Consider the following 12,819-nt stretch of genomic DNA (forward strand, 5'->3'; position numbering starts at 1 on the left):
GCGTCACAGGGCGCTCATGACGTGCTTGATGCGCGTGTAGTCCTCCACGCCGTAGATCGAGAGGTCCTTGCCGTAGCCGGACCGCTTGAATCCGCCGTGAGGCATCTCCGCGACGAGGGGGATGTGGGAATTCACCCAGACGCAGCCGAAGTCCAGGTCCCGGCTGAATCGAAGGACGCGCTGATGGTCGGTCGTCCAGATAGACGAGGACAGCGCGTAGTCCACACCGTTGGCCATGGACAGGGCCTCATCGGCGGAGGAGAACTCCTGAACGGTCAGGACCGGGCCGAACACCTCCTGCTGCACGAGCGCGTCGTCCTGCTTGAGCCCCGAGATGATGGTGGGCGCGTAGTAGTACCCGCTCTCACCGACGCGGTGCCCACCGGTTAGCAGGTTGGAGTGCGCGGGCCTCTCCTCGACGATCTTTTGCACGGAGGCGAAGTGACGGGCATTGTTCAGGGGGCCGTAGAACGCCTCCTCCTCGGGAATCGGACCGGTCCGCAGGGACTCGGCGTGACGCACCAACGCATCGGTGAACTCCTTCGCGACAGAGGCCTCGACCAGCACGCGGGTGGCGGCGGTGCAGTCCTGCCCGGAGTTGAACATCCCCGCGGCGGCGATGCCCTCGGCGGCCGCCTCGGTGTCGGCATCGGCGAAGACGATGGCGGGGGCCTTGCCCCCGAGCTCGAGGTGAACACGGGTCACGTTGCCAGCCGCCTGTTTGGCGAGATCTGAGCCCGCGCGCACCGATCCCGTGAGCGCGACCAGCCCGGGCACCGGGTGGGCGCTCATGAGGCGCCCGGTATCGCCGGTGCCAAGCACCAGGTTAAAGACCCCGGGCGGGAGGATCTCGCCGGCGATCTCAGCGAAGACAATGGCGCTCTCGGGCGTGGTGGCGCTGGGCTTGAGCACCACCGTGTTGCCAGCGGCCAGAGCCGGCCCGACCTTCCAGATGAGCATCATGAACGGGTAGTTCCACGGGACGATCTGCCCGACGACGCCGATGGGCTCTCGACGGATCTGCGAGTTCAGCCCCTCGGCGTACTCACCTGAGGCAACACCCGACTGGATGCGGGCGGCACCGGCGAAGAACCGCAACTGGGAGGCGCCCGTCAGCACTTCCTCCACGCGGATCATTTCAGCGAGCTGACCGGTGTTGCGGCGCTGGGCCTCAACAATGCGGTCGGCATTGGCTTCCAGGGCTTCTGCGAGCCGGAGCAGGAATGCCTGCCGTTCTGCCGGCGTTGTCAGCCGCCAACTCTCGAAGGCCTTGAGGGCGGCGTCGTAGGCCGCATCGACGTCGGCGGCCCCTGAGACCGGGCACTGCGCCACGGCTTGTTCCGTCCGGGGGTCTACAACCTCAACCGCGGTGTCGGTGGCTGCAGCAACAAATCTTCCGTTAATGAAATTCTGGAGGAGGGGAAGGCTCATGTGAATCACTCCGCTTCTTGGCATCGGCGGGACATCAGTGTCGAGGTGGGAGGTGTCGAGAGTCGAACAACCAGGCGGCTCGGGCCTCTACCGCCCGAGCCCATGCAGGTCCATGCCGGCCACAACGCGGGCTAAGGTCCTACGTGACGGGCACATGGTAGGCACACAGCGTCAACTATGTCGAGCATCACTTTCAGCGCTCGAGAGATCCGCGCCATCACAGGGAAAAGTCGCCCGCGCGCGAGACGACGGATCGTCACATCTTCAAAAAGTGTGATGCGATCCACAAATTTGCTCGCTGCTCGGCGTCCTCGATGTCGACGCCGAGAGCCCGACGCAGGCGCACGAGGCGCGCCGACACCGAGTTGCGATGCACCCCCAGGCGGTCGGCGATGCGCTGAACCGCCCCCGCCTCGCTCAGGTAGACCCGCAGCAGCTCGAGCAGCTCGGGCTGCTCGACGATGGCCCCGAGTCGAGCGCGGGCGAAGGCGCGGGCCTTGTCCTCGTCGAGGAGGTCCATGACCGACGGCGGCCCCGAAGCCTCCCAGCGCACCGCCCGTCCGACCTGCTGAGCGCCAGCGCACACGGACAGGGCCTGCTGCGCGGCCCGCGGCAGGTCGGTGATGCCGGCAGGGCCACTGACCCCGATCCGCATCCGCCCCGTCCATGGCGTGACGCGACCATCTTCGAGAAGCGCGGGAACGAGCTCGGCCTCCCCGAGGATCATCAGGCGGGCCCCACCCCGTTCCGCGCGCCATAGAAGCCCCTCCCCCGCCGGGGCCCCCCGCCTCTCGACGAGCAGCCTGGCCAGCGCCGAGGCGAGCCCGGCGATGGCGCCGCCAGCACCCTCGAGGCAGATCACGCGCCACTGATGGTCGAGACCGGCACCGGCCATCGACCGCCGCGCCGGGGATGGGAGGCGCTTGAGGACGAGCTCCTGGACCTGGCCGGCCAGGGCCAGCCCCTGCGCGGCCTCGCCCGCCAGGAGATGCCCGGCGGCGGCTCCCACGAGCTGAAGGAGCCATCCGGTGAATGCCTTGGAGGACTCGGCGATGAGATTCAGGAACGACCAGGCGAGGTCCTCCCCCAGGCTCTGGGCGCGCGTGAGCGCCCCCAGATGGACGGTCGTCAGATAGTTCTCGGGCTCACCGGTGACGCCGACCGGGCGAACGACCAACCGCATCTCACCGAGCCCCACCGCCCCGGCTCCCCGCATTCCTCCCGCGCGGATCCTGTCGATGCACTCGGCGACCTCGTCGTCGACCCCTGGAGCCGGCGGGCCGAAGGGGCCGACCACCGTGCGCCCCGTAGCGTCCCTCAGGGACACCTCCCCCCGGAGGATCGACGCCAGGGCGCGCATGATCGCGCTCTGGTTGTCCTTGGCGGCCGCGCGCGTCAACTGCTGCAGCACCAGGGTCTCCTCATCTCCCGCCCCCTCGGCTCCCGCATCGGGCCCGGCACCCTGAAGCATGGCCCCCACCTCACGGCTGATGGAGGCGAAGGAGACCTCGAGGGGGACCTCGAGGAGGTTAAGCCGCACGACCCGGCAGGCCTCGCGCAGATCCTCGGGCACGGCGTCGAAGACGATGCCGGTCCCCAGTCCGAGCGCGGCAACTCCCGCCTCGACCAGTGAGGCCGCGTACTCCCGCCATGTGCTCGCCTCGGCATCCGCCATGACGAGGCCCGTGGTGAGAACGAGCTCACCCCCCTCGAGGTAGGACGCCGGCTGGAGGAGCTCGGTCGCCACGACCCACCTGACAGCGGCGCTCGGCGCGGGCAGAAGCACCTCACGAACCCCCAGTTCCGCTCGATTCATGAGGTCCGACACCAGCAGCATGCCTGGATTCAAGCACGCTTCTGTGCATTGCGCACAGGATTCGCGTGATTTTGTGCATCATGCTTAGGTGCTCAGCCCCAGAGGCGGGCATATTCTGAAGCGGTACTCAACGCCGAGCACGTCTCTACGACATCCCGGAGCGCTCTGCTCTCACGCAGATCTCCGCCCGTCACGACATCCTGTGAGGTCCACATGGCAACGCTGCCCCAGACCATTCATCTCGCCACTCCTATGCCCGGCCCCGAGGCCAGCGCCCTTGACGAACGCGCTAGTAGCGCGCTCCCACGCGCGCTGACCGCCGCCATGCCGACCTTCGCACGGCGCACGGACCGCGGTGTCCTGGAGGACGTGGACGGCAACCGTCTCATCGACTTCGGATCAGGCATCGCGGTCACGACCGTGGGAGGCGCGGCGGCGCCCGTCGTCGCCGCGATCCGGGAGCAGGCCGAGAACCTGACGCACACCTCCTTCGCCGTCACGAGGTACGCCGGATACGTCGACGTCGCTGAGCGCCTGAACGCCCTGACCCCGGGCAGCTCCCCGAAGAAGACCGCGCTGTTCAACTCCGGGGCGGAGGCCGTCGAGAACGCCATCAAGCTCGCTCGCAAGCACACCGGCCGCCAGGCGGTCATCTGCTTCGACCACGCCTTCCACGGACGCACGTCCCTGACGATGGGGCTGACGGCCAAGGCGGCCCCCTACAAGGGCGGCTTCGGCCCCTTCGCTCCGGAGCTCTACCGGGTCCCCGGCTCCTACCCGTACCGCGACGGGCTGGACGGCCAGGCCGCCGCCGCGCGCACGATCAGTCAGATCGAGAAGCAGGTGGGGGCGTCCTCCGTCGCCGCCGTCATCATCGAGCCCATTCAGGGCGAAGGCGGGTTCATCGTCCCAGCGCCCGGCTTCCTCTCCGAACTCCAGCGCTGGTGCCATGACAATGGCGCGGTCTTCATCGCCGACGAGATCCAATCAGGAATCGCCCGCACCGGCGCATGGTTCGCCTGCGAGCACGAGGGCGTCGTCCCCGACCTGGTGACGACCGCCAAGGGCCTGGCCGGGGGCATGCCGTTGTCAGCGGTCACCGGTTCGGCCGAGATCATGGACTCCGCCGGCCCCGGTGCCCTTGGCGGCACCTACTGCGGCAACCCCGTGGCCTGCGCCGCCGCCCTGGCGACCCTGGACATGATCGAGGAGCACGATCTCCTCAAGCGGGCCGACACGATCGGCAAGACCGGCATCCGCCTGATGGAGAGTTGGAAGGCGGAGGACCCGCGCATCGGCGAGGCCCGCGGCAGGGGCGCCATGATGGCCCTTGAACTCGTCGACCCCGTCTCGCAGGAACCCGACGCGGCGCTGACCGCCGCCGTCGCGGCGGCCGCGCGCTCACGCGGTCTGATACTGCTCACCTGCGGCACCTACGGCAACGTCATCCGCCTACTGCCACCGGTCACCATGCCCGACGAACTGTTCGCCGAGGGCATGGGGATCCTTGAGCAGGCGCTCCGGGACCAGTCCTGACCCCCTCTCCCACCCACGCTTCAAGGCCGTACCGGCCTTCGGATCACGATCCGCCACTCGACCAACCCAGGAGGTAGTCACATGTCCTCGACCCCTCATCCCCTCGACGATGCTCGGACACAACTCGCCGAGGCCATCCAGTTCCTCGGTTTTGACGATGGAATGCGCCGAATGCTCGAAACCGCTCGTAAGGAGGTGACGGTCGCGATCCCGCTGCGACGCGACGACGGCACGATGGAGCTGCACATCGGGCACCGCGTCCAGCACAACATCTCTCGCGGCCCGGCGAAGGGAGGGATCCGCTATTCCCCCAACGTGGACCTCAACGAGGTGCGGGCTCTGGCCATGTGGATGACATGGAAGTGCGCCCTTCTCGATCTGCCGTACGGCGGGGCGAAGGGAGGGGTCCAGGTCGACCCACTGGCCCTCTCGACACGAGAGCTTGAGCGCCTGACCCGGCGCTACACCTCGGAGTTGATCCCTCTGATCGGGCCCGGCAAGGACATCCCCGCCCCCGACATGGGGACCGACGAGCAGACCATGGCGTGGATGATGGACACCTACTCGGTGGCCATGGGGCACACCGTGCTGGGCACCGTCACGGGTAAGCCGGTCAATCTCGGCGGATCCCAGGGACGGGCCGCGGCCACCTCCCGCGGCATCGTCTACACCACTCTCAACGCGATGGAGAGCGTCGGCCTGAAGCCCTCGCAGACCACCGCGATCGTTCAGGGCTTCGGCAAGGTCGGCAGGGGCGCCGCTCGCTTCCTGCATGAGGCGGGCGTGAAGGTCCTGGCCGTGGCGGACGTGTACAGCACGATTCGCAACGACAAGGGCATTGACATCCCCGCGCTAGAGGCCTTCGTGGATGAGACCGGCACCGTCAAAGGGTTCCCCGGCGCGGATCCGATCCCTCCGAGCGAACTCTTCGCGATTCCCTGTGACGTGGTCGTCCCCGCGGCGATCGAGGGGGTCATCACCGAACAGACCGCGCCGACGATCGATGCCAAGCTGATCGTCGAGGGCGCCAACGGCCCAACGACTCCCACGGCCGACGCGATCCTGGAGGACAAGGGCATCCTGGTCGTTCCGGACATTCTCGCCAACGCCGGTGGTGTCATCGTGTCCTACTTCGAGTGGGTGCAGGCCAACCAGTCCTACTGGTGGACCGAGAACGAGGTCAACGAGCGCCTCCGCGCCAGGATGGACAGGGCATGGGACGAGGTCACGGCCTTCTCCCGGGATCACGGGCTCTCACTGCGCACCGCCGCGACGACGATGGCGGTCAAGCGCGTCGCTGAGGCCCACGTCTCCCGCGGTCTCTACCCGTGATGCGCGGCAGGCGAAAGTCGATGGTCAGGGAGCACCAGCATGGCTGAGACAAGACCCAGCGCGCCGGCTGACGCGGCGGCGTACACAACCCTCGGAGCCCACCCGGCTCTGGCCGACTACCTGCGCAGCATCCATCCCGAGGAGGGGATCCTCCTGGGCGGGAGGATGATGGCAGCGTCCGACGGGGGAACCTTCGACGTCGTCGACCCCGCCAGCGACGCCGTGTTCGCGCGCTGCGCGGACGCGACTGTGGCGGACGCCGCGCGCGCCGTCGACGCCGCCGCCGAGGCGCTACCGGCGTGGAGCGCCACCCCGCCCCGGCAGCGCGCAGAGCTGCTGCGGACCCTGTTCAGCCTCATGGTGGAGCAGAAGGAGGAGCTCGCGGCGCTCATCAGCGCGGAGCACGGCAAGTCACTGGACGATGCCAGGGCGGAGGTCCTCTACGCGGCGGAGTTCTTCCGGTGGTTCTCCGAGGAGGCGGTGCGCACCGAAGGTGATTTCGGCTCCTCCCCGGCGGGCGGGACTCGGACGATCGTCACCCACCGGCCGATCGGGGTGGTCGCCATGATCACCCCCTGGAACTTCCCAGCGGCGATGGGGACCCGCAAGATCGCCCCAGCCCTCGCCGCCGGGTGCACAGTGGTCCTCCGCCCCGCGTCCCTCACGCCTCTGACAGCGGTGGCACTGGGCCATCTGATCCTGCGGGCCGGCCTGCCCGCGGGCGTGGTGAACATCGTGCCCTCGAGCCGTGCCGCGGAGGTGTCGACGACGTGGCTCGAGGACCCCCGGGTCCGAGCCGTCTCCTTCACCGGCTCGACCCAGGTCGGTCGCGTGCTCATGAGGCAGGCGGCGGAGAAGGTGCTCGTGTCATCCATGGAGCTCGGAGGGAACGCTCCCTTCGTCGTGGCGGCCGACGCCGACATCGACGTCGCGGTGACGGGCGCCGTTCAGGCCAAGCTCAGAGGAGGCGGCGAGGCCTGCACTGCCGCCAACCGCTTCTACGTCCACCAGGACGTCGCCCAGGAGTTCACCGAGAAGTTCTCCACTATCGTCCGCGATCTGAGGGTCGGACCGGCACTGGCGGAGGAGGCCAACCAGATCGGCCCGGTGATCACGACCGATGCCCGCGACACGATCAACGCCCTGGTGGACAGGGCGGTGGCCGAGGGCGCAGTCGTGCACGCCGAGTCCTCCTGGCCCGAGGACTCTCCAGGAGCGTTCATGCCGGTGCGGGTCCTCACCAACGTCGCCCCCGACGCGGAGATCGTGCGCACCGAGATCTTCGGCCCCGTGGCCCCGATCGTCACATGGGACGATGAGGACGAGTTGCTGACGTGGATCAATGACACGGACTACGGGCTGGCGGGCTACGTCTTCTCCCGCGACCTCGGGTGGGCGCTGCGCCTGGCCGAGCGCATGGAGGTCGGGATGGTCGGCGTCAACCGCGGGCTCGTGTCTGATCCCGCCGCTCCCTTCGGCGGCGTCAAGCAGTCCGGCATCGGGCGCGAAGGCGCGCGCGAAGGGATCCGTGAGTTCCAGGAGACTCAGTACTACTCGGTTGCCTGGAGCTGACGGGTCACGCCCGATCAGCGCGCGGCGGCCACGAAACTCTCCAGGCCGAGGAGGTCTCAGAGCAGCGCGCGACAGCGCGCTCCTGGGGCTGCTGGTTCACCGCCTCCACGCCACTGGCCCATGGCCAGGCACGCGCGGCTTGGGAGCATACCTGGCCGCAGCGCGCCGACCCGCGGGCCGACTCCACAATCGGCACCGCTTCCTATCCCCGGGCCCCGGCCCCGATCATTGAGTCTGCCGACTCGATCGGGCCGGGGCCGGCGTATATGGCCCCTCCCCTATACTTGGGCCACCCCGATTCCCGTTCCCGAACCCGATTGGATATCCGTGACCCCTACCGTCACCAGCCGCGACGTCCAACTCAAGTCCTTCAAGAAAACTCGTCTGGGGCCCCGCTACGCCGTCGAGGATGTGGAGGCGACGATGGAGAGGGCCGAACAGGCCCTGCGCTCCTGGGAGGCGAGGAGGGAACCGACTCTCCTGGCCTCGATGAGCGCCACCTCGGGAGGGGTGGGCATCCTGACCGCCGATCAACTGCTGAACGCCGTCTTCGACCCGCTGTGGATGCCCCTGCGGGCCGGATACGATCAGGAGGATGTCGATGAGTACCTCGACGAGGTGATCGATGCCCTCAAGGCGTGGGAGTCCGAAGCCTCGAGTTGAGGCGCCTCACGGGTGATCAGCCGCGCTTAACGATGGGGAAGGTGATGGTCTCCCGGATGCCCTGACCGGTCAGGGCCATCAGCAGGCGGTCGATGCCCATGCCCATGCCGCCGCAGGGCGGGAAGCCCTGCTCCATGGCCACCAGGAAGTCCTCGTCGAGGACCATGGCCTCCGGGTCGCCGTTGGCCGCCGCGAGGGCCTGCGCCTCGAAGCGCTCGCGCTGGACCACCGGGTCCGCCAACTCGGAGTAGGCGGTGCCCAGCTCGAAACCGCGCACGTACAAGTCCCACTTCTCCGTCAGCCCCGGCTTGGAGCGGTGGTAGCGGGTCAGCGGCGAGGTGTCCTCGGGGAAGTCGTAGACGAAGGTGGGGGCCCACAGGGAGTCGCCAACGGTCACCTCGAAGATGTCCTCGGCGATCTTGCCGGCCACCGCGTAGTCGTCGACGTCCAGGCCCAGCCTCTCGGCGATGCGGACGAGATCCTCGCGGGGGGTAGTCACGGTGATCTCCTCGCCGACGGCCTCGGAGATGGAGGTGTAGAGATCGATCTTGGCCCACTCGCCGGACAGGTCGTACTCGGTGCCATCCGCGAGTGTGACGACCTCCCCGCCCTCGGGCAGGCCGAAGGCGTCGCGGGCCGCCTGCTGGACGAGATTGCGGGTCAGCTCCGCCATGCCGTTGTAGTCCGAGTAGGCCTCATAGGCCTCCAGGGCGGCGAACTCCGGGGAGTGGGAGGAGTCGACCCCCTCGTTGCGGAAGTTGCGGTTGATCTCGAAGACCCGGTCCACGCCCCCCACGACCGCCCGCTTGAGGTAGATCTCCGTGGCGATGCGCAGGTAGAGGTCCATGTCGAAGGCGTTCATGTGGGTGATGAACGGGCGCGCGGCGGCTCCGCCGTGGATGACCTGGAGCATGGGGGTCTCCAGTTCCACGTAGTCGCGACGGTGGAAGTTCTCGCGCAGGGAGCGCACGACGGCGGCGCGGATGCGCACCATGTCGCGGGCCGCCGGGCGGGTGAGGAGATCGAGCTCACGGCGCCGCACCCGCTGCTCCTCGGACAGGGTGACTGCCTCGCCGGCCTCGTTGGTCCAGGTCTTGGGCAGGGGGCGCAGGGCCTTGGAGGCGATGCGCCAGGCGGGGACCTCCAGGGCGTCATCGCCCGCTGCGGCCAGGTCGGCGGCGTCGTGCTCCTCGCGCAGGACCGGCTCGGCGAAGACGGAGAGCTCGCCGCGGCGGGAGGTGCCCACGTGGCCGTGGACGAAGAGGTGGTCACCGAGGTCGACGTCCGCCTTGAAGGCGGCCAGCGCGGAGTGGCCCTGGCCGGGCAACGACTTGGCTGACAGCATCGCCTGCAGGGTGGTGCCGGCGCCATCGGCCAGGGTGACGAAGCAGAGCTTGCCGGTGTTGCGCAGGAAGACGACGCGGCCGGCCACGCCCACGACGTCCTCGGTCTCCTCACCGGCGGCCAGGTCCGCGTACTTGGAGCGGACGGCGGCGATCGTGGTGGTGATCGGGAGCTGGACGGGGTAGGGCTCCCAGCCCTCGGCGCGCAGGCGCTCGCGCTTGCCGGCGCGGATGGCGAACTGCTCACCGGGGCTCGGCTCGGCCTTGGGCTGCTTCGGCTTGCCCTGCGCGGGGGGCTCAGCAGCGGGAGTCGCAGGAGCGTCTGCCAGGGGGGATGCCTCGGGGGCAGTGGGGTTCTCGTCGATCACGGCCCGAGTCTACGGCTCCTCCACGCGCGCCGGACCGGGCCCGCACCGTGATCCGCGTCGAAGTCAGTCCGCGGGCCTGTGGATGAGTGGTGTCCTCCTCGGGAATCCACAACCAGCGGTTCCGAGTGATCGACGACCGCGCATGATGGATGGATGCTCCACACCGATTCAGCCACCAACGACGACCTTCCAGCGCTGATCGCCGCGGTCGAGGACCATTGGGGAGCCGCGCACCTGGACGAGCTTCCCAAGACGCTGGCCGACAAGGATCTCGTGAGCGCCGCAGTGACCGCTGGAGCCCTGAGCCTCGTATCGAGGACGCTTCTGGTCGCGCCGGGCGCCGATCACCGTGTCGTGCGCGCGAGACGGTTCCGCGGTCGCCTCACATGCGCCAGCGCCGCCCAGATCCTGGGCTACCCCCTCGATCACCCACCAAGCCGCACCCATATCGCCATCCCCGCTAATCACGGGTTCCGCCCCAGCCGGAGCCGTACTCTCGATGACGTCGTCCTGCATAGGAAGTCAACGATCACGCCGATCACCGTTGAGGGAGCCCCGCTGGTGATCCCGAGCGAGGTGGTGGCCTGCGCGCTGCGATGCCTCGACGAGCTGGAGGCGATCACGGTCGCCGATGCCGCCCTGGGCAGGGGTGACACCACCGTTGAGGAACTGCGGAATCTACTGACCAGTCGTTATGACGCCACCGCCCGGAGGCGACTGGAGGAGGTTGAGCCGAGGACGCGCTCCCCTCTGGAGACTCCTGTCCGAATCTGGCTGCGACGCGCTGGTTTCGAGGTTGAGTGCTGCGTGCCCATCGAGGGCGTTGGCGAGGTGGACCACCTCATTGACGGCTGGCTGATCCTCGAGGAGGACGGCTTCGAGTTCCATCGCTCTCAGGAGCAGTTCCTGGCCGATCGCAGGCGGGTCAGCGCGGCGGGGGCGCTGGGGTACCCAACGCTGCGACTCACGTACGAGGATGTCCGGGCCGGGGAGGAGCACGTGGTGAGGATCGTCAGCGGCTTCATGATCGGGTTGGCACGCTCACCACGCATCTCTCTTCCCAAGAACGTTGAAATTCTGCGGAAACGAGGGATCCAAATCTGAAGGGCGCGAGCTCGGATGTGCATTCACGCCCTGTTTGCACATGGGAGACTCCGAGCGCCTGTCCAGCGGTGGCGGCCGATCACACTATTCCGCGAGATTGCAACGTTTCGCTGCTGGAGCGAAAGAAGTGTCCCGGGGCTGAGCGTGCAGAAGCGCGCCGCGGCTGGTAGCGCGGGCCTCCCCATCGCTCATCCGCCCGTAGGCGATGAGGATGACGGCATCGCCCGGGCTGACCAGGTGGGCGTCGGCGCCGTTGACGCGGATCTGGCCGCTGCCGCGCTCGCCGGGGATGACGTTGGTGAGCAGGCGATCGCCGTTGGCGCCATCGCGGATGCCCGCCCCCTCATCTGGCAGGGGATCGGCGGCCTCCAGGAGCGCGGCATCCACCGTGATCGAGCCGACGCGGTCGAGGTCGGCCGGGGGGCACGGCGCGCAGTGGATCCTGGGGGTCATCATCGTCCGGGCGCGGGTGGTCACCGGCGCGCCCATGCCGGTCACCAGCGCCGAGCGTCATCATCGTCCGGGCGCGGGTGGTCACCGCGAATCAGCCGGGATGGCCGCGGGGGCGGAGGGCGCGGGCATCAGTGCCCTTCAGCTCGTCAGGGGCACGCGGGCGTTATCGATGAGGCGGGTGGAGCCCACTCGGGCCGCGAGCGCGAGCAGTCCCTGGCGCGGCTCGCCCTGCGCCTGCTCCTCCCCCGTCTCGGGGCCACCGGCCAGCCCGAGCCCGGCGCCCGCCAGGTCCACGAAGGTCTCCGGATCCACGATGGCGACGTAGTCGACCTCGACGCCGGGGGCGGCCTCGAGGTGGGCCAGCGCGGCGGCACGGATGCGCGACGCGCCCGCCCCCGCGTCGGCCGCCGCCCGGCCGGCCTCCAGGGCAGCGGACAGGGCGAGGGCCTGCTGGCGCTGCTCGGGGCCGAGGTAGGCGTTGCGCGAGCTCATGGCCAGGCCATCGGGCTCGCGACGGATGTCCACTGGCACGATCTCCACGGGCACGGCGAGGTCGCGGACCATGGCGCTGACGATGGCAAGCTGCTGGGCGTCCTTGCGCCCGAACATCGCCCACCTGGGGGCTGTCAGATGCAGGAGGGCGAGCACCACCTGACACACGCCGCCGAAGTGCGTGGGCCGTGAGCGCCCCTCCAGGACCGTGGCGATGGGGCCGGGGTCGATGCGCACCCGCGGCTCACCGTCCGGGTACATGACCTCTGGGGTGGGCGCGAAGACGATGAGCCTGCCCACGCGCAGGACGCCGTCATCCCTCGTGAGCGCGCCAGTGAGCCCGGCAACGTCGGCATCGAGGGTGCGCGGGTAGGCGTCGAGGTCCTCTTCGGGGGCGAACTGGAGGGGGTTGACGAAGATCGTGACGACGACAGTGCCGGACTCCCCCACGCGGCGCGCGGCCTCGATGACGAGGTCGAAGTGGCCCTGGTGGAGGGCGCCCATGGTCATCACCACGGCGCGCGGCGCCGCGTCGCCCGCGAGGGCGTCGGCGAGCTCCGCGCGGGTGCGGGCCAGGACAGCGGGGGACGGTACGACGGAGCCAGTCATGGCGCTCACACTACTGCGGACGGGCGCCCGAGCCGATCCCGCCCGGGCGCGCCTGGCAGGGGCCAGGCCGCTGACGGGGTGCGTGAGCCGGGCGCGAGCG

Annotated in this window: 10 protein-coding genes; 5 read left to right on the forward strand and 5 right to left on the reverse strand. The window is 69.1% G+C overall.

Going from position 1 to position 12,819, the window contains the following annotated elements:
• Positions 1-3 precede the first annotated feature (3 nt).
• Together GVV76_RS03395 and GVV76_RS03400 are read right to left on the reverse strand one after the other, a co-directional pair.
• A complete protein-coding gene (locus GVV76_RS03395) occupies positions 4-1,431 on the reverse strand; it encodes an aminobutyraldehyde dehydrogenase (RefSeq protein ID WP_159624947.1) in 1,428 nt (475 codons plus the stop codon).
• Positions 1,432-1,687: 256 nt separating this feature from the next.
• Positions 1,688-3,268: a PucR family transcriptional regulator gene (locus GVV76_RS03400; RefSeq protein WP_159624949.1), complete on the reverse strand. Its 1,581-nt coding sequence runs from the start codon at positions 3,266-3,268 to the stop codon at positions 1,688-1,690.
• A 192-nt stretch (positions 3,269-3,460) separates the two neighbouring features.
• Between GVV76_RS03400 and gabT the strand changes: the two genes are divergently transcribed.
• From gabT to GVV76_RS03420, 4 genes are all read left to right on the forward strand, one after another.
• Positions 3,461-4,783 (forward strand): 4-aminobutyrate--2-oxoglutarate transaminase, encoded by a 1,323-nt coding sequence (gene gabT / locus GVV76_RS03405; RefSeq protein ID WP_159624951.1) that lies wholly within the window; start codon positions 3,461-3,463, stop codon positions 4,781-4,783.
• An 81-nt stretch (positions 4,784-4,864) separates the two neighbouring features.
• Positions 4,865-6,115, forward strand: a complete 1,251-nt coding sequence (locus tag GVV76_RS03410; protein WP_159624953.1) for a Glu/Leu/Phe/Val family dehydrogenase — start codon at positions 4,865-4,867, stop codon at positions 6,113-6,115.
• Positions 6,116-6,154: 39 nt separating this feature from the next.
• The gene (locus tag GVV76_RS03415; protein ID WP_159624955.1) at positions 6,155-7,687 is read left to right on the forward strand and encodes an NAD-dependent succinate-semialdehyde dehydrogenase; all 1,533 of its coding nucleotides are present in this window, start codon (positions 6,155-6,157) and stop codon (positions 7,685-7,687) included.
• A 327-nt stretch (positions 7,688-8,014) separates the two neighbouring features.
• A complete protein-coding gene (locus GVV76_RS03420; RefSeq protein WP_159624957.1) occupies positions 8,015-8,350 on the forward strand; it encodes a DivIVA domain-containing protein in 336 nt (111 codons plus the stop codon).
• 16 nt (positions 8,351-8,366) lie between these two features.
• On the opposite strand, the gene GVV76_RS03425 is transcribed toward GVV76_RS03420, so the two are convergent.
• Positions 8,367-10,061 carry a lysine--tRNA ligase gene (locus GVV76_RS03425; RefSeq protein WP_159624959.1) on the reverse strand — a complete coding sequence of 565 codons (1,695 nt, stop codon included), beginning with the start codon at positions 10,059-10,061 and terminating at the stop codon, positions 8,367-8,369.
• Positions 10,062-10,214: 153 nt separating this feature from the next.
• Between GVV76_RS03425 and GVV76_RS10345 the strand changes: the two genes are divergently transcribed.
• Entirely contained in the window at positions 10,215-11,165 is a 951-nt protein-coding gene (locus GVV76_RS10345; RefSeq protein WP_235904892.1) for a hypothetical protein, read from the forward strand.
• 84 nt (positions 11,166-11,249) lie between these two features.
• Here GVV76_RS10345 and GVV76_RS03435 read toward each other — a convergent pair whose 3' ends face one another.
• Complete coding sequence (locus GVV76_RS03435; protein WP_159625157.1) at positions 11,250-11,642, reverse strand: aspartate 1-decarboxylase; 393 nt, start codon at positions 11,640-11,642, stop codon at positions 11,250-11,252.
• A gap of 114 nt (positions 11,643-11,756) precedes the next feature.
• A complete protein-coding gene (panC, locus tag GVV76_RS03440; RefSeq protein ID WP_159624961.1) occupies positions 11,757-12,719 on the reverse strand; it encodes a pantoate--beta-alanine ligase in 963 nt (320 codons plus the stop codon).
• Positions 12,720-12,819: the final 100 nt, after the last annotated feature.

It is taken from the genome of Actinomyces sp. zg296, assembly GCF_009829695.1.
GTDB classification, from domain to species: Bacteria; Actinomycetota; Actinomycetes; order Actinomycetales; family Actinomycetaceae; genus Actinomyces; species Actinomyces marmotae.

Bases quoted from the DNA above. Each gene is read 5' to 3' on its own strand.
- GVV76_RS03410 (WP_159624953.1), top strand. From the start codon at position 4,865: ATGTCCTCGACCCCTCATCCCCTCGACGATGCTCGGACACAACTCGCC.
- gabT (WP_159624951.1), top strand. From the start codon at position 3,461: ATGGCAACGCTGCCCCAGACCATTCATCTCGCCACTCCTATGCCCGGC.
- GVV76_RS03415 (WP_159624955.1), top strand. From the start codon at position 6,155: ATGGCTGAGACAAGACCCAGCGCGCCGGCTGACGCGGCGGCGTACACA.
- GVV76_RS03395 (WP_159624947.1), bottom strand. From the start codon at position 1,431: ATGAGCCTTCCCCTCCTCCAGAATTTCATTAACGGAAGATTTGTTGCT.
- panC (WP_159624961.1), bottom strand. From the start codon at position 12,719: ATGACTGGCTCCGTCGTACCGTCCCCCGCTGTCCTGGCCCGCACCCGC.
- GVV76_RS03400 (WP_159624949.1), bottom strand. From the start codon at position 3,268: ATGCTGCTGGTGTCGGACCTCATGAATCGAGCGGAACTGGGGGTTCGT.
- GVV76_RS10345 (WP_235904892.1), top strand. From the start codon at position 10,215: ATGCTCCACACCGATTCAGCCACCAACGACGACCTTCCAGCGCTGATC.